General features: G+C 70.7%; 12 protein-coding genes. 6 read left to right on the top strand and 6 right to left on the bottom strand.

What is annotated here, in order from left to right:
• Positions 1–37: 37 nt before the first annotated feature.
• On the bottom strand, positions 38–781 hold the full coding sequence (locus tag ABZ027_RS27015) for an N-acetyltransferase (RefSeq protein WP_356772727.1): 744 nt from the start codon (positions 779–781) through the stop codon (positions 38–40).
• Positions 782–1,057: 276 nt separating this feature from the next.
• Here ABZ027_RS27015 and murJ point away from each other — a divergent pair, with 276 nt between their 5' ends.
• Positions 1,058–2,626 carry a murein biosynthesis integral membrane protein MurJ gene (gene murJ / locus ABZ027_RS27010; protein WP_356772725.1) on the top strand — a complete coding sequence of 523 codons (1,569 nt, stop codon included), beginning with the start codon at positions 1,058–1,060 and terminating at the stop codon, positions 2,624–2,626.
• Positions 2,627–2,692: 66 nt separating this feature from the next.
• On the opposite strand, the gene ABZ027_RS27005 is transcribed toward murJ, so the two are convergent.
• On the bottom strand, positions 2,693–3,472 hold the full coding sequence (locus tag ABZ027_RS27005; protein ID WP_356772723.1) for an HNH endonuclease family protein: 780 nt from the start codon (positions 3,470–3,472) through the stop codon (positions 2,693–2,695).
• Positions 3,473–3,632: 160 nt separating this feature from the next.
• Between ABZ027_RS27005 and ABZ027_RS27000 the strand changes: the two genes are divergently transcribed.
• Positions 3,633–3,815 (top strand): antitoxin, encoded by a 183-nt coding sequence (locus tag ABZ027_RS27000; RefSeq protein ID WP_356772722.1) that lies wholly within the window; start codon positions 3,633–3,635, stop codon positions 3,813–3,815.
• A 141-nt stretch (positions 3,816–3,956) separates the two neighbouring features.
• Here ABZ027_RS27000 and ABZ027_RS26995 read toward each other — a convergent pair whose 3' ends face one another.
• Positions 3,957–4,871, bottom strand: a complete 915-nt coding sequence (locus tag ABZ027_RS26995) for a hypothetical protein (protein ID WP_356772720.1) — start codon at positions 4,869–4,871, stop codon at positions 3,957–3,959.
• A 121-nt stretch (positions 4,872–4,992) separates the two neighbouring features.
• On the opposite strand from ABZ027_RS26995, the gene ABZ027_RS26990 reads away from it, so the two are divergent.
• The 3 genes from ABZ027_RS26990 to ABZ027_RS26980 are packed head-to-tail and all read left to right on the top strand — an operon-like array spanning position 4,993 to position 6,832.
• The gene (locus ABZ027_RS26990) at positions 4,993–5,577 is read left to right on the top strand and encodes a TetR/AcrR family transcriptional regulator (protein WP_356772718.1); all 585 of its coding nucleotides are present in this window, start codon (positions 4,993–4,995) and stop codon (positions 5,575–5,577) included.
• 59 nt (positions 5,578–5,636) lie between these two features.
• Positions 5,637–6,422 (top strand): SDR family oxidoreductase, encoded by a 786-nt coding sequence (locus tag ABZ027_RS26985; protein ID WP_356772716.1) that lies wholly within the window; start codon positions 5,637–5,639, stop codon positions 6,420–6,422.
• 38 nt (positions 6,423–6,460) lie between these two features.
• Positions 6,461–6,832, top strand: a complete 372-nt coding sequence (locus ABZ027_RS26980) for a MerR family transcriptional regulator (protein ID WP_356772793.1) — start codon at positions 6,461–6,463, stop codon at positions 6,830–6,832.
• A gap of 61 nt (positions 6,833–6,893) precedes the next feature.
• Here the strand turns inward: ABZ027_RS26980 and mfd are convergent, their stop codons facing one another.
• Positions 6,894–10,433, bottom strand: coding sequence for a transcription-repair coupling factor (gene mfd, locus ABZ027_RS26975; protein ID WP_356772714.1), 3,540 nt, complete (start codon positions 10,431–10,433; stop codon positions 6,894–6,896).
• 593 nt (positions 10,434–11,026) lie between these two features.
• On the opposite strand from mfd, the gene ABZ027_RS26970 reads away from it, so the two are divergent.
• Complete coding sequence (locus tag ABZ027_RS26970) at positions 11,027–12,490, top strand: DUF2079 domain-containing protein (protein ID WP_356772712.1); 1,464 nt, start codon at positions 11,027–11,029, stop codon at positions 12,488–12,490.
• Positions 12,491–12,588: 98 nt separating this feature from the next.
• Here ABZ027_RS26970 and ABZ027_RS26965 read toward each other — a convergent pair whose 3' ends face one another.
• Both ABZ027_RS26965 and ABZ027_RS26960 read right to left on the bottom strand, forming a co-directional pair.
• On the bottom strand, positions 12,589–15,153 hold the full coding sequence (locus ABZ027_RS26965; protein WP_356772710.1) for an FtsX-like permease family protein: 2,565 nt from the start codon (positions 15,151–15,153) through the stop codon (positions 12,589–12,591).
• Entirely contained in the window at positions 15,150–15,938 is a 789-nt protein-coding gene (locus tag ABZ027_RS26960; RefSeq protein ID WP_356772708.1) for an ABC transporter ATP-binding protein, read from the bottom strand. Before ABZ027_RS26960 ends, ABZ027_RS26965 begins: the two co-directional genes overlap by 4 nt.
• Between the last annotated feature and the right edge of the window lie 49 nt (positions 15,939–15,987).

The raw sequence follows: 15,987 nt of genomic DNA, 5'->3' as shown, positions 1-15,987 counted from the left end.
GGCCTTGGCCTTTGGTTGACGCTTAGTCAGTTGCTATTCACAAGGTGTGCCGCATCCACACATTCGGCTCGACATAGACGGCGTAGCCCCGCTCCGGCTCGCACCGCACCGGCACCAGCGCCCCGGGCACCTCGATGTCGCCCGCCCTGTCGAAGGCGAGCCCGGTCCAGCGGCGCCACTGTTCCAGCGAGCCGGACACCGTCATGGAGGCCGGTGCCACAGACTCGACGGTGGCACCGGCCCGGGCGTGGACGCGTAGCCACGGGTCGTGCGGGAGCCCGTCGGGGCGCACCCGGTGGGCGTACTCCTCGATCGGAGTGTGCGGTTCCAGGTGCTTGGCGTTGGGGCGGACCGGGGCGACGACCTCGTGGAAGCCCAGGGCCCGGGCGCTGTCGCGCATCGCCGACAGCATGCGTCCGGACAGTCCGCGACCTTGGAGGCCCGGAGTGACGGCGATGGAGATCGCGCTGACCGTGTCGGGCCGCACGCCGCGGCGCAGGTCAGCGAAGGCCCACAGGAGCACCTGGTCCCAGCCTCGGGCGGGCAGTTCGCGGCGGCCCTCGACATCGAGGGCGAACGGCACGCTGTGGGCCTGCGCCACGACCTCGCCGCGCTCGTCCTCCGCGAACAGCACGTGCTGCGGGAGTTCGGTGGCGATCCGCCCGAAGTGGGAGTCGGCCACGGCGTCCTGGCTCACGAACTCGGGCCAGCTGCTGGCCATCGCGTTGACCCGCTCGTACATGTCCGGGCGCTCGGCGAGGCTCGACACCTTCAGTTCCATACGGTCACCGTAGGCCGGGGGGCGCGGGAGGGGACATCGGATTTCGCGCGCCCTGACCCCAACGTCCCTTTGTCTGCGGCTGGTTGGTGTCCGTAGATCGTGTCGGCGTAGGTTGGCGGCATGCTGGAGGGGGCGAGGACCACGGGGAACACACCGGGCAGGACAACCGGGAACGTCACGACGGAGGCCTTATCCGACGCCGCGTCGGGGACCACCACTGAGTCGGAGTCTGCGTCGGCGTCGAAGTCGGCGGGACTGGCCCGGTCCTCGTTGCTCATGGCGGCGGGCACCGTCGTGTCGCGGGCGACGGGACTGATCCGTACGGTGCTCCAGGCGGCGGCGCTCGGCACCGGTCTGCTGGCGACCACGTACAACACCGCGAACACCGTGCCGACCAGCCTCTACACGCTGCTCATCGGCGGAGCGCTGAACGCGGTCCTCGTACCGCAGCTGGTACGGGCCCGCGCCACGCACCCGGACGGCGGGCGGGCCTACGAACAGCGCCTGGTGACGCTCGTCCTGACCGTGCTCGGGGTCGGGACCGCGCTGGCGGTGTGGGCGGCGCCGCAGATCGTCACTGTGTACGTCCGGGACACACCCGACACCCACCAGTCCTTCGCGCTGACGGTGGTCTTCGCCCGGTTCCTGCTGCCGCAGATCTTCTTCTACGGCGTGTTCGCCATCTTCGGCCAAGTCCTGAACGCCCGAGAGAAGTTCGGGGCGATGATGTGGACGCCGGTCCTCAACAACGTCGTACTGGTCGGCATGTTCGCCGCCTATCTGGGGCTGACGAGTGTCCCGGACGGGGTGGAGGACGTCACCGCGGGGCAGGTGCGGCTGCTCGGAATCGGGACCACCGCCGGTATCGCCGTACAGGCCCTGGCATTGATCCCGTTCGCCCGGGCCGCAGGGTTCCGGTTCCGGCCACGGTTCGACTGGCGTGGCACCGGACTCGGCTCGGGCATCCACGCGGCCAAGTGGACCTTGTTGTTCGTGCTGGCCAACCAGGTCTCCCTGACGGTCGTCACCAACTTCGCGGGCAGCGCCGACCAGGAACAGGCGAACTCGGGCGTCGGCTACAGCGCCTACACCTACGCGCAGACCATCTGGATGCTTCCCCAGTCCATAGTCACCGTCTCCCTGGTGACCGCGCTGCTGCCTCGGATGAGCCGTGCCGTGGCCGAGGGCCGGATCGGGGATCTGCGGGCGGATCTCTCGCGGGCCCTGCGGGTGAGCGGTGTCGTCATCGTGCCCGCCGCTTTCCTCTTCGTCGCGCTCGGGCCGCAGCTCGCCGCGCTGATGTTCGCGCACGGGGCCACCGACGCCGCCGGCGCCGAGCCGCTCGGGCAGATGTTGCAGGCTTTCGGGCTCGGTCTGATCCCGTTCTCCGCGCAGTACCTGTTGCTACGCGGTTTCTACGCCTTCGAGGACACCCGCACCCCGTTCCTCATGGCCTGCTGGATCGCCGCGGTGAACATCGCTCTGGCCACGGTGTGCCAGGTGGTGTTGCCCGTGCGGTGGGCGGTGACCGGTATGGCCGGTGCCTACACGCTGTCGTATTTCGCCGGGCTCGCCCTGACGGCACGGCTGTTGCGCCGGAAGGTCGGTGGCCGTCTCGACGACGGGGCCCTGCGTCGCACCTACGCGAAGCTGCTGTGCGCCGCCGGTCTCGCCGCCGTGCTGGGCTGGGCCGCCGCGCACGCCTGTGCCGGCTTCACCGACCCGGGCACCTGGTCCACCGCGCTCGCCCTCGTGGCGGGGACGGTCACCATGGCACTGGCCTACCTCGGTCTGGCCCGTCTGTTGCGGGTCGGTGAGCTGCGGCGGCTGCCCGGCCTGCGGTGAGCGTCACCGGCCGGGCGGCAGGCCGGCCGCCGAAGCCCGCGCACCCGTGGTCGCGCGGGCGTCGTCTCACCCGTCGCACTGCTTCAGCATCATCTGCCGGTCCGGGGCGGTCACCGGCAGCTCGTACTTGACGGCGACCTGCGCGAAGCGGACGACGTAGGCGCACCGGATCTGCTTGCTCGGCGGGAGCCAGGACGCGGGGCCGGAGTCACCCTTGGACGAGTTCGCACGGCCCTCGGCGGGGATGAGGTTGAGCGGGTCGTTGGCCAGTTGTTTCCGTTTCTCCTCCGACCAGCGCGAGGAGCCCATCTGCCAGCTGTAGGAGAGCGGCACCACGTGGTCTATCTGCACCTCGGTGGCCTTCTGCTTGCGCCACTGGATGGTCGTGCCGGTGTACGGGTCGTGCAGGGTCATGGCGACGACCACGCAGTCGGAACCGGAGCGGAAACGCAGACTTTGGCCGTCGCGTTTGAGCAGGTCGTTGCGGGTGTCACACCCGTTCCTCGCCAGCGGCACCCCGTCGGCCGTGTCCATCCAGGCGTAGCCGAACTCGTCCCGGTCGTAGCCCGTCTTGGGGCCGCGGCCCTTGGTGCGCAGGCTCTCGATGAGTTTGCGGGCGGCGGCCTCGTCGGTGTCGCTGGTGACGGGTGCGAGGCCCGGCTTCGTGCCGTCCGGATTGTTCAGTGGGCTGACGGATCGCCCGTCCGGCGCGGGTGCCGGCGCGCCGCTTTCCGGTGTGGAGCCACTCGTGTCGAGGCCTTCGCATCCGGCGACCAGCGTCACGGCGGCGCACGCGGCCAGTCCGGTCATGACGGCGGAACGCGGCCCGCCCCTCAGACGCATCATGCTGCGCCCCTCCCCTGCCTTCCGGTTCCGCCTCCGCACGGGCGGTTGTCGGGGATTCACGGTAGTGGCCAAGAGGTCCAGACCATACCGGGCCTAAATGGGCATTCCTCAGGTGTCGGGCGTATCGTCGAGTGCGAGTCGTCTCCGGAAGGAGCTCCGGATGGGCATCTTCGACAGATTCAAGAGCCAGGCGAAGGGCAGCAAGGGCAAGGACATGTCCGACGCCGCGGAACGCAAGGCCAACGAGAAGACGGGCAACAAGTACGAGCGCCAGGTCGACGACGCGCAGCAGCGCATCGAGGACCAGGCAGGCATGGATCGCGACAGGCCCGAGCAGCCTTAGGGACCGGGAGACTCACGGGGGCCATGGCGACTGTCCGCGCCGGAGACGGCGGCTGACCGGTTCACTTCGCTCACCCACCATGCCGTCGAGCGGATGGAATGCCGCCCGCGGAGGCTCACCTCCCGCGGGCGGCTTCGACGCTCACGTTTTCCCGATTCCCAGAGTCGTCTCCGAGGGCAGCAGCCCCGAGGACAGGACGGCGACCCAGAACTCGCCCAGCAGGTCGGCGAGCCGGGCCGTGTCGTCCGAACCGAGGGCCCGCCAGGGTGCGGCGGCGAGCCGGTCGGTGTCCTGCTCGACGCGGTGACGCAGTGCGCGGCCCGCGTCCGTGGCCGTGCCGTCCGCATCGACGAGGCCGCGCACTGACAGGCGCTCCCGGGCGGCCGTCCATTCGGCGGCACTCCAGCCCCGGCTCTCGAAGCGCTCGGCACTGGCGGCACCTATAGCGGCGAAGGACACCAGTGACTCCACCGGGTCCAGGCCCGCCACCAGCAGGGCGGCGACATGGCCGTCGCCACGGTGTTCCCGCAGGATCGTCGCCGCCTGCCAGAGCTGGAGGTGCGGAGCCTCGGGCCATTCCAACGCGGCGTTGGCCGCTGCCAGGGGGCGGCCCGCGGTGTTCGCCGACTCGGCCGCACGTCGGGCCAGGGCCGCCGCCTCGGCCAGTTCGGGACTGTCCGCACGGTCGCCGAACATGGCGCGGTAGGCCCGGTCGATGCCGCGTCTCCTCGCCGCCAGCATCACCTCGGGGCTCGCGATGTCCCAGGCGGGAGCCATGTGCTCGGTGACCATGCGCGGGCTGAAGCTGTAGAAGGCGGACGACACGCGTTCGCCGCCCACGGCACCCAACGGGCCAGCGCGGTAAGGGAAGTAGGTCGGCCAACGCTCGTGGACCTCGTACCCCAGAGCCGCCGCCTCTTCGAAGACCTCCGGCGCGTAGTACAGCACCGCGTGCAGAGGCTCAAGCAGGTGCCAGAGCTGACGCACACGGGAGAGTTCCACACCGCCGCCGTCCAGGGACACCGTCCCCGCGGCCTCACTGCCGTACTCCGACATGACGCGCCTCCTCGCCGTGTTCCCCACAGGGCCGATTCCCGCCCCCATAACTTGCCACTGACAAGATTGCCCGAACCGCCCTCAACTTGTCAACGCCTAGATGCGGCGTACGCTGCTTGCCATGGCCCCCACGGAAACGAAGCCCGGCAGCCGCCCCTACCACCACGGCGACCTGCGGCGCGCCATCCTCACCGCCGCACTCGACGTCATCGCCGCCGACGGCCCCTCCGCGCTGAGCCTGCGCGACCTCGCCCGCCGCGCCGGAGTCTCACACGCGGCGCCCGCCCACCACTTCAAGGACCGCACCGGGCTGCTCACGGCCATCGCCGCCGAGGGCTTCGGACTGCTCGCGGCCACACTGGCGGACGCGGCGGACCTGAAGGACGCGGGCGTGCGCTACGTACGCTTCGCCCGCGAGCACCCGGCGCACTTCCCGGTGATGTTCGCGCCCGAGCTGCTGCGCGCCGAGGACCTCGAACTCGCCGCGGCCCGCGCTCTGGCCGCCGACGCCCTGCGCCACGCGGTCTCCGCCGTACAACCCGAGGACTACGGGATCGACACCCGCCTCGCCGGGGTCGCCGCCTGGTCCCTGGCGCACGGTTTCGCCACGCTCCTCCTCGGCCACAACCTGGACGCCGCAGTGGACGACCAGAACCCCGAGGAGGTGTTCCGGACCCTGGCGGCCACACTGTTCCGCGCCCGCTGACGTCGTTGAGCGGTTGCGCTTGACCTTGACACCGGCGGCAGGGTTCGACCATCGCCCCCATGGACACCAACACGCCGCCGAGCAACCCCAACGGCAACCCCAATCCGCCTCGAACCGTCCTCGTCACCGGCGCCGGCACCGGAATCGGCCGGGCCACCGCCCGCGCCTTCGCCGCGCGGGGCGCGCACGTCGTCGCCGTGGGCCGACGCGAGGCGCCGCTCGCGGAGACCGCCGCGTACGACGAAGCCCGCATCACTCCGCTCGCCATGGACATCACGGCCGAGGACGGCCCCGAGGCGATCGTCCGTGCGGCGCGGGAGAGGTACGGCCGTCTCGACGTCCTGGTCAACAACGCCGCGATCGTCACCACCGAGTCCCTGCGCACGTACACGCGCGGGTCGGCGCACGCCCAGCTCGCGACCAACCTGGTCGCACCCGTGCTGCTCACCCAGGCCGCGCTCCCAGCACTGGAGGAGAGCCGCGGTGTCATCGTGAACGTGACGACGTCGGTCGGCCAGCGCGGCTGGCCCGGAAACTCCCTGTACGCGGCGGGTAAGACGGCCCTGGACGCACTCACCCGCAGCTGGGCGGTGGAGCTGGCCCCGCACGGCATCCGCGTCGCCGCCGTGGCCCCCGGCGCCATCGAGACCCCGATCGCGGACCACTCCGGCTACACGCCCGAGCAGCGTGCCGCGATCCGTAAGTGGCAGCTCGACCACACCCCACTCGGCCGGGTGGGCCGGCCCGAGGACGTCGCCTGGTCGATCATCCAACTCGCCTCGCCCCAGGCGTCGTTCATCACCGGGGTGGTCCTGCCGGTGGACGGCGGAGCCGTCGTCACATGAGACTGGCCGTCATGTCACAGCCCTTCCCACAGCCCCGTATGCGGATCGGTGAGCTGGCCGAGGAGACCGGCACGACACCGCGCGCCCTGCGCCACTACGAGCAGTCGGGGCTCATCACCTCCGAGCGTGCCGCGAACGGCTACCGGCTCTACGATCCCGCGACGACCGTCCGCATCCGCAACATCCGCCGCCTCCTGGACGCCGGCCTCACCCTCGACGACGTGCAGGTGTTCCTGTCCTGCCTGGACGGCGATGTCACCGCCGGGCCGCCCTCCGACCAGGCCCTGCGGGTCATCGCCGAGCGCCTCGCCGTGCTGGAGCAGCGCATCGCCGCCCAGACCGCCGTACGCGACAGGCTGGCGGCGGCGCTGCGCCAGGCCACCGGCGCACGGGCACGTCCGGTGGCCTGATCTCCTTGCGAGGGATGCCTCCGCCCCAGGGCAGGAAACCCGCGTCCCCAGGCCAGGAGCTCTACGACCCCAGGATCGACGTCAGGAACTCCCCCACCCAGCCGAGCAGTTCCCGTCCGACCAGCGGCTTGCCGCCGACCTTCGCGGTCTTCGGGCGGGGGACCAGGACCTGGTGTGCGGCCGGTTTGATGACGGTGCCCGGGTACAGCCGCTTGAGCCTGAGTTCCTGGGACTCGCGCAACTCGACCGCCGCGAAGCGGATGTTGGTGCCCTGAAGGACGATCTCGCCGACGCCGCACGCGCGGGCCAGCATCCGCAGGCCCGCCACCAGAAGCAGGTTCTCCACCGGTTCGGGCAGCTTGCCGTAGCGGTCGACGAGTTCCTCGCGTACGGCCTTGACGTCCTCCTCGGAGTTCACCGAGGCGATCGCCCGATACGCCTGGAGGCGCAGCCGCTCGCCGGGGGCGTAGTCGTGCGGGACGTGCGCGTCGACCGGGAGCTCGATCTTGACCTCCAGCGGCGGCTCCTCCTCCACACCGCCCTCCAGGGAGGCGCGGTAGTCCGCGACCGCCTCGCCGACCATGCGGACGTACAGGTCGAAGCCGACGCCCGCGATGTGGCCGGACTGCTCGCCGCCCAGCAGATTGCCCGCGCCGCGGATCTCCAGGTCCTTCATCGCCACGTACATGCCCGCGCCCATCTCCGTGTGCTGGGCGATGGTCGCGAGCCGTTCGTGCGCGGTCTCGGTCAGCGGCTTCTCCGGCGGGTAGAGGAAGTACGCGTACCCCCGCTCGCGGCCTCGGCCGACGCGGCCGCGCAGCTGGTGCAGCTGGGAGAGGCCGAAGTTGTCGCCGCGCTCCACGATCAGGGTGTTCGCGTTGGAGATGTCGATCCCGGACTCGACGATGGTGGTCGACACCAGCACGTCGAACTTCTTCTCCCAGAAGTCGACCACCACCTGCTCCAGGGCCCCTTCCGACATCTGGCCGTGGGCGGTCGCGATGCGGGCCTCGGGCACGATCTCGCGCAGGCGGGCCGCGGCGCGGTCGATCGACTCCACCCGGTTGTGGATGTAGAAGACCTGGCCCTCGCGCAGCAGCTCACGCCGGATGGCCGCGCCGATCTGCCGCTCCTCGTACGGTCCGACGAAGGTCAGCACGGGGTGCCGCTCCTCCGGCGGGGTGGTGATGGTCGACATCTCGCGGATGCCGGTGACCGCCATCTCCAGGGTCCTGGGGATCGGAGTGGCGGACATGGTGAGCACGTCCACGTTCGCGCGGAGCTTCTTCAGCTGCTCCTTGTGCTCGACGCCGAAGCGCTGCTCCTCGTCGACGATGACCAGGCCCAGGTCCTTGAACTTGGTCTCCGAGGAGAACAGGCGGTGGGTGCCGATGACGATGTCCACCGAGCCGTCTCTGAGGCCCTCCAGGACGGCCTTCGCCTCCGCGTCGGTCTGGAAGCGGGAGAGCGCCCGCACGTTCACCGGGAACTGCGAGTAGCGCTCGGAGAACGTCCCGAAGTGCTGCTGCACCAGCAGGGTCGTCGGGACCAGCACGGCGACCTGCTTGCCGTCCTGGACTGCCTTGAAGGCGGCCCTGACCGCGATCTCCGTCTTGCCGTAGCCGACGTCGCCGCAGATCAGGCGGTCCATCGGGACCGTCTTCTCCATGTCCTCCTTGACCTCGGCGATGGTGGTGAGCTGGTCGGGGGTCTCCGCGTACGGGAAGGCGTCCTCCAGCTCGCGCTGCCAGGGGGTGTCCGCCGCGAAGGCGTGCCCGGGGGCGGCCATCCGCGCGCTGTACAGCCTGATCAGGTCGGCCGCGATCTCCTTGACGGCCTTCTTCGCGCGGGCCTTCGTCTTCGTCCAGTCGGCGCCGCCCAGACGGTGAAGGGTGGGGGCCTCACCGCCGACGTACTTGGTGATCTGCTCCAGCTGGTCGGTGGGGATGTAGAGGCGGTCGCCGGGCTGCCCGCGCTTGGCGGGGGCGTACTCCACGACCAGGTACTCGCGGGTCGCGCCCTGCACGGTCCGCTGCACCATCTCGATGTAGCGGCCCACACCGTGGTTCTCGTGGACGATGTAGTCGCCCGCTTCCAGGGTGAGCGGGTCGATGGTCTTGCGGCGGCGGGCGGGCATCCGGGCGCCGTCCTTGCCGGCCGCCTTCTGGCCGGACAGGTCGGTCTCGGTCAGGACGGCCAGCTTCAGCGCCGGGTCCACGAAGCCGTACTCGATCGAACCGCACGCCACGTGTACGACGGACGGCTCGATCTGCCCGAGTTCCGCGTCCAGGCGGGCCGCGATGCCCTCGCCGCCGAGCACCTCGACGGTGCGGGCCGCCGGGCCGTGCGCCTCGGTCACGAAGACCGTGCGCCAGCCCTCGGCCAGCCAGCCCTTGGTGTCGGCGAGGGCCTTGGCGGTGTCGCCGCGGTAGGTCTCCGGGGCGTGCATGCCCAGCTTCAGGGTGTCCCCGTCCAGGGCGTCCAGTTCGAGGTCCGCCGCGAACGGCGACACCGACCACCACATCATGTCCAGCTCGCGCGCCCGCTCCCGGACGTCCGCGATGGACCACAGGGAGGCCGCGCCGACGTCGATCGGGGCCTCGCCGCCGCCTGCGGTGGCCGCCCAGGACGCCTGCAGGAACTCCTGGCTGGTGGCCACGAGGTCCGCGGCGCGGGTGCGGACCCGTTCCGGATCGCATACGACGGCCATGGCGCCCTTGGGCAGCACGTCGAGGAGGAGTTCCATGTCGTCCACCAGGACGGGGGCCAGGGACTCCATGCCCTCGACCGCGATCCCCTCGGCGATCTTGCCGAGCAGTTCGCCGAGCTCCGGGTGCTGTTCGGCGAGGTCCCGCGCGCGGGCGCGGACGTCGCCGGTCAGCAGGAGTTCGCGGCAGGGCGGGGCCCACAGGCCGTGTTCGGCGATCTCCAGGGAGCGCTGGTCGGCGACCTTGAAGTAGCGGATCTCCTCCACCTCGTCGCCCCAGAACTCGATGCGCAGGGGGTGTTCCTCGGTGGGCGGGAACACGTCGAGGATGCCGCCGCGGACGGCGAACTCGCCGCGCTTCTCGACCAGCTCCACGCGCGCGTACGCGGCGGCGGCGAGGGCCTCGACGACCTGGCCGAGGTCAGCGGTCCGACCGGTCCTCAAAGCGACGGGTTCCAGGTCACCGAGGCCCTTGACCTGCGGCTGGAGCACGGAGCGTACGGGCGCCACGACGACGGAGACCGGGCCGGTGTCGGGGTCGTCGGGGCGGGGGTGGGCGAGGCGGCGCAGGACTGCCAGGCGGCGGCCCACGGTGTCGCTGCGGGGGCTGAGGCGCTCGTGCGGGAGGGTCTCCCAGGACGGGAAGTCCACGACGCCCTCCGGGGGGAGCAGCGAGCGCAGGGCCGCGGCCAGGTCCTCCGCCTCACGGCCGGTCGCCGTCACGGCGAGGACCGGGCGGCCGGAGTCGCGGGCCAGGGCGGCGACGGCGAGGGGGCGGGCCGCGGGGGGTCCCACCAGGTCGACGTGCATACGGTTGCCGTCTGCGGCCGCGGTGATCGCTTCCGTGAGGGCGGTGTCCTTGACGACGGCGTCGAGCAGACCGTGCAGGCTCATTCGGGGGCGGCTTTCGTCCGGGGGTGGGCAACGCGAATCGCCCGACGCGGGTTAGGTCCTGGCTGACAATTCCCGTCGTCGCCCGAAGGGCGGCCGCGCGGCGTCAGGTGCGTGCTCTCGGCGTGCCGGGCGTGGACCCTCGTACTGGACGTACGTGGGTCTGCGCCCGGTGCGGCGAGAGTGCGTGCATGGCGTCGCGCGGCAGACGGGAATTGTCAGCCAGGGCCTACGGGCCGGGGGTGTCCAGCGTACGACGGCGCTGTCGCGGACGTCGGGGGCTGTGGACAACCTCCGTGGCGGGGTGCGCGTGGGCGGGGTGGGCGTGGGGTGTCCGGCCCCCGGGATGCCCCGCCCTTCCAGAGGATCCGGCCCCTGGACGCCCCGGAGGTTTCTCGCCCCCGACGCCCCTACCCTTCCCGTCCTCCAGGGGCGCTGCCCCTTCGGCCCCGTCCTGGGGCTGTGCCCCAGACCCCCTTCGGCCTGAACGGCCTTGTCTTCAAACGCCGGACGGGCTGAAGCAACCCAACCGCCGGACGGGCTGAAAGGACCGCACTCACGCCCAGTAACCTTCGGCCCACACCCCGCCCCGATTCATGAGGCCCAATATGCCGGTTCCCGCTCTGCCGTCCGCGTCCGCGCACCCCCTCATACCGGAGCCGGTCACGCATCCTCCGCGTGACCGGCTCGTTTCTCCCTCGCGGCGGGATGCGTGGGTGTTGGCCGGGGTACTTTTCCTGGCGTACGCGGTCGTGTCGCTCAGCCGGTACCGGCATATGACCAACCGTTCCTGGGACTTGGGGATCTTCGAGCAGGCGGTCCGGGCGTACGCGCATCTGCGGGTGCCGGTCGCGGATCTCAAGGGGCCGGGGTTCGACATCCTGGGCGACCACTTCAGCCCGGTGACCGCGCTGCTCGCCCCGGTGTACCGGGTCTTCCCGTCCCCCGTGACCCTCCTCGTGGCGCAGGCCGCCCTGTTCGCGGTGTCCGCGGTGCCGGTCACCCGGGCCGCCGGGGCGCTGCTGGGGCGGCGGCGGGGGCTCGCGCTCGGGCTCGCGTACGGGCTGTCCTGGGGGCTTCAGCGGGCGGTCGACTTCGACTTCCACGAGATCTGCTTCGCGGTCCCGCTGATCGCCTGGTCCCTGGAGGCCGTGCTCGCCGGGCGGTGGCGGCGCGCCCTGTGCTGGGCCGCTCCGCTCGTCCTGGTGAAGGAGGACCTGGGGGTGACGCTGGCGGCGATCGCGGTGGTGGTCGCGATACGCGCCCGACGTACGTCCTCGCGGGCCGCTTGGTACGCGCTCGGGGTCGCCGTCCTCGGACTGGCCGCCACAGTCCTCACGCTCACCCTGGTCATACCGGCCTTCAACACCAGCGGGGCGTACGGCTATTGGGACAAGGTCGGCGGCTCGGGCGGCGGTGGCCCCTTCGACGGCCTGGACACGAAACTCCGTACGCTCGCCTGGCTGTTGATCCCCACCAGTGGACTGCTCGCCCTGCGGTCCTCGCTCCTGCTGGTCGCGGTGCCGACACTGGGCTGGCGGTTCCTGTCCTCCGAGTCGAGCTACTGGGGCACGGACTGGCACTACAGCGCCGTCCTCATGCCGGTCGTCACCCTCGCGCTCGCCGACGCCCTGACCGCCGTACGGCACAGCCCGCGTCCCCGGGTGCGGTCGTACGCCCATCACCTGCCCACCGCCGTCGTCGCGGCCGCGCTGGCGCTGACCACCAGCCTGCCGTTGTCCGCGTTGACCGAGTCGGACGCCTACCGCAAGCCGGCCGGGGTGACAGCCGTCGAACGGATGCTGGCGCGGATTCCGGACGGGGCGAGCGTGGAGGCGAACATCGGTCCGATCAGCCGGCTCACCTCGCGCTGCCGGGTGTTCTGGATCGGCGAGACCCGCGGGATCAACCCGGACTTCATCGCCGTGGACAACAACAGGAAGTGGCTGAAAGACGCCGACGCGTACACCCGGAAGCTGCACCCCCACGCGACCTACACCGTCGTGGACGCCACCCACGGCTACGTCCTGATGAAGCGGGACACCGCGGGCGGCCCGTGACGTGCCGTCGGGCCCGGTGCGGGAGGCAGCAACCTCCCGCACCGGGCCCGACATCCCCCGTTCCCCCGTTCCCCCGTCCCCGTCCCCGTCCGCGGTGGCTATTCGGTAGCGATCGCGTTCAGGACGTTCATCCGGCCCGCCCGGAAGGCCGGGACCAGCGCGGCGAACAGGCCCACGAAGGCGGAGCCGATGAAGACGCCGATGATCGTCGGCCAGGGGATCTCAAGGACGTTCAGGCCCTCCAGGGCGAGCAGCTTCTGGGCCGTCGCGCCCCAGCCCATGCCCAGGCCGAGACCCAGCAGGGCGCCGAAGAGGGCGATCACCACCGACTCCATGCGGATCATGCGGCGCAGCTGGCGGCGGGAGAGGCCGATGGCCCGCATCAGGCCGATCTCCCTGGTCCGCTCGACCACCGACAGCGCCAGGGTGTTCACCACACCGAGGACCGCCACGATGATCGCCAGGGCGAGCAGGCCGTAGACCATGTTCAGGAGCTGACCGATCTGGTCCTTCAGTTCCTGCTTGTAGTCGGTCTGGTCGCGGACCTGGTACTGCGGGTAGTCGTGCATCGACTTCTTCAGCGCCGCGTACGCCTGCTCCGCCTGACCGTCCTTGGCCTTGGCGAACATGATCACGTTGGGCGGGATCTGGTCTGCCGGAACGTACGTCCGCATCGTGTCGATGCTGATGTAGCGCGCGCCCTGGTCGATGGCGGTGTCGTCGTCCGTGATGGCCTCGACCTTGAGCTTCGCCGTCCTGCCGCCCTTGAAGGCGACGGAGAGGGTGTCACCGACGTGCACACCGTGCTTGTCGGCGTAGTCGGAGCCGACCGACATGGCGTTCTTGCCGTAGGCGGCGGACAGGTCGCCGGCCGTGGTCGGGCGGCGCAGGTCCTGGGCGTACGTCGGGTCGGCGGCCGTCACTCCGTCGTCGTCGGTCTTGCCGTCGGGCGAGGTCAGGGTGGCCTCGAGTTGCTTGTAGCGGGTGACGTGGGCCAGGCCCGGGGTGTCCTGCATGGCCTTCTCGGCCTGCGGGACGATCCGCTGGTTGCCCTGGACGATGAAGTCCGCGCCGACCGACTTGTCGAGTTCGCTGGTGGCCGAGGCGACCATGGAGGAGCCGACCACCGACAGGCAGGCCACCAGGGCCAGGCCGATCATCAGGGCCGCGCCGGTGGCGCCGGTGCGGCGCGGATTGCGCAGGGCGTTGCGCTCGGCCAGCCTTCCGACCGGGCCGAAGGCCCGCAGCAGCACCGCGCTGATCGCCCGGACGACACCGCCGGCCAGCAGCGGGCCGATGACGACGAAGCCGATCAGGGACAGCACCACCCCGCCGCCGAGCATCAGCGCGCCGTCGCTCGCCTTGTCGGCACCCGCCGCCGTGAACAGGGCGGCCACGCCGGCGGCCGTCAGCACCAGCCCGATCACGCCGCGCACCAGGCCGGCCCTGCCGTCGGCCGGCGTTCCCGCGTCGCGCAGCGCGGCCATCGGGGAGACCTTGCCCGCGCGGCGGGCCGGCAGGTAGGCGGCGAGGACGGTGACCACGACGCCCAGGACCACACCGGCGATGGGGGTGGTTGCCTTCACGGTCAGGTCGTCGGTGGAGAGGTTCATGCCGGCCGCCGACATCAGCTTCATCAGGCCGATGGCGATGCCGACCCCGGCGCCCACGCCCAGGACCGAGCCGACGACACCGAGCAGCAGCGCCTCGACCAGGACCGAACGGTTGACCTGCTTGCGGGAGGAGCCGATCGCCCGCATCAGGCCGATCTCGCGGGTGCGCTGGGCGACCAGCATGGAGAAGGTGTTGATGATCAGGAAGATGCCGACCAGGAACGCGATCCCGGCGAAGCCGAGCATGGCGTACTTGATGACGTTCATGAACGAGTCGATGCCCTGGCGGTTCTCGTCGGCGTTCTCCTTGGCCGTCTGGATCTTGTACGTGCCGTCCAGGGCCTGGGTGACGTGCCGCTTGAGCTGTGGGTCGGAGACTCCGGACTCGGCGGTCACGTAGATCTGGGTGAACCGGCCGGTGGTGCCGAGGAGTTCGCGCTGGGCGGTGGCCGTGTCGAAGTAGAAGACGGCGGCACCGGGGTTGGTCACCTTGAAGGTGGCGATGCCGACGATCTTCGCCTTGAAGTCACCGGTCTGCGCGATGGTGCGCAGTTCGTCGCCCATCTTGAGGTCGTGCTTGTCGGCGGTGTCGGCGTCGACCATCACCTCGGTCGGGCCCCGCGGGGCGTGTCCGGAGGTGATCTCCATGGACCGCAGGTCGTTCCTGGTCCAGTTTCCGGCGATCGTCGGGGCGCCGCCGGTGGTCCCCATGTTGTCGTTGTCGCGGTCGACGACGGTCACGTTCATCGAACTGACCGTGCCCTCCGCCGACTTGACGCCGTCCGCCTTCTCGACCTGCGTCAGCAGGGAGGCCGGCAGGGACTCGGGCTTGCCGTTCTGCGGGGTGTCGTCGTTCTTGGCCTCCTTGGGGGAGACCGTGACGTCGGACGCGGTGGTAGCGAAGAGCTTGTCGAACGTCGTGTTCATCGTGTCGGTGAAGACGAGCGTGCCGCAGACGAAGGCGACCGACAGCAGCACCGCCACCGCCGACAGGGCCATACGTCCCTTGTGCGCGAAGAAGTTGCGCATCGAGGTCTTCAGGACGGTCATGACGTACGCCCCCGGGCGTCGAAGTCCTTCATGCGGTCCAGGACGGCGTCCGCGGTCGGCTTGTGCATCTCGTCGACGATCCGGCCGTCGGCGAGGTACAGCACCCGGTCCGCGTACGAGGCGGCCACCGGGTCGTGGGTGACCATCACGATGGTCTGGCCCAGCTCGTCCACCGACTGGCGCAGGAAGCCCAACACCTCTGCTCCGGCACGGGAGTCGAGGTTTCCGGTGGGCTCGTCCCCGAAGATGATCTCGGGTCGGGCGGCGAGCGCCCGGGCCACCGCGACCCGCTGCTGCTGGCCTCCGGAGAGCTGCGTGGGCCGGTGCTTGAGCCGGTCGGAGAGCCCGACGGTGTCGACGACCCGGCCCAGCCAGGCCCGGTCCGGCTTGCGGCCCGCGATGTCCATGGGAAGCGTGATGTTCTCCAGCGCGTTCAGCGTGGGCAGCAGGTTGAACGCCTGGAAGATGAACCCGATCCGGTCCCGGCGGAGTTGGGTGAGCTTCTTGTCCTTCAGGCCGGTGATCTCGGTGTCGTCCAGGTAGATCTGTCCGGACGTGACGGTGTCGAGACCGGCGAGGCAGTGCATCAGGGTGGACTTGCCGGACCCCGAGGGGCCCATGATCGCGGTGAACTGGCCGCGGGCGATGTCCACGTCGACGTGGTCGAGCGCGACGACACGGGTCTCGCCGGTGCCGTAGGCCTTCACGACCTGCCGCGCCCGCGCGGCAACGGCCGTACGCCCTCCAGTGCCCCCGTGCCTGGGAATGGTCACAGCCGATGTCACGGTATGTCTCCTAAGTCGGTCAGTGCGAGTCGATGTTCGGCCACCGGTC

This window comes from Streptomyces sp. NPDC006332, assembly GCF_040612855.1.
In the GTDB taxonomy this organism is placed as follows: Bacteria; Actinomycetota; Actinomycetes; order Streptomycetales; family Streptomycetaceae; genus Streptomyces.
This window is presented reverse-complemented; position numbering and strand designations above follow the sequence as displayed.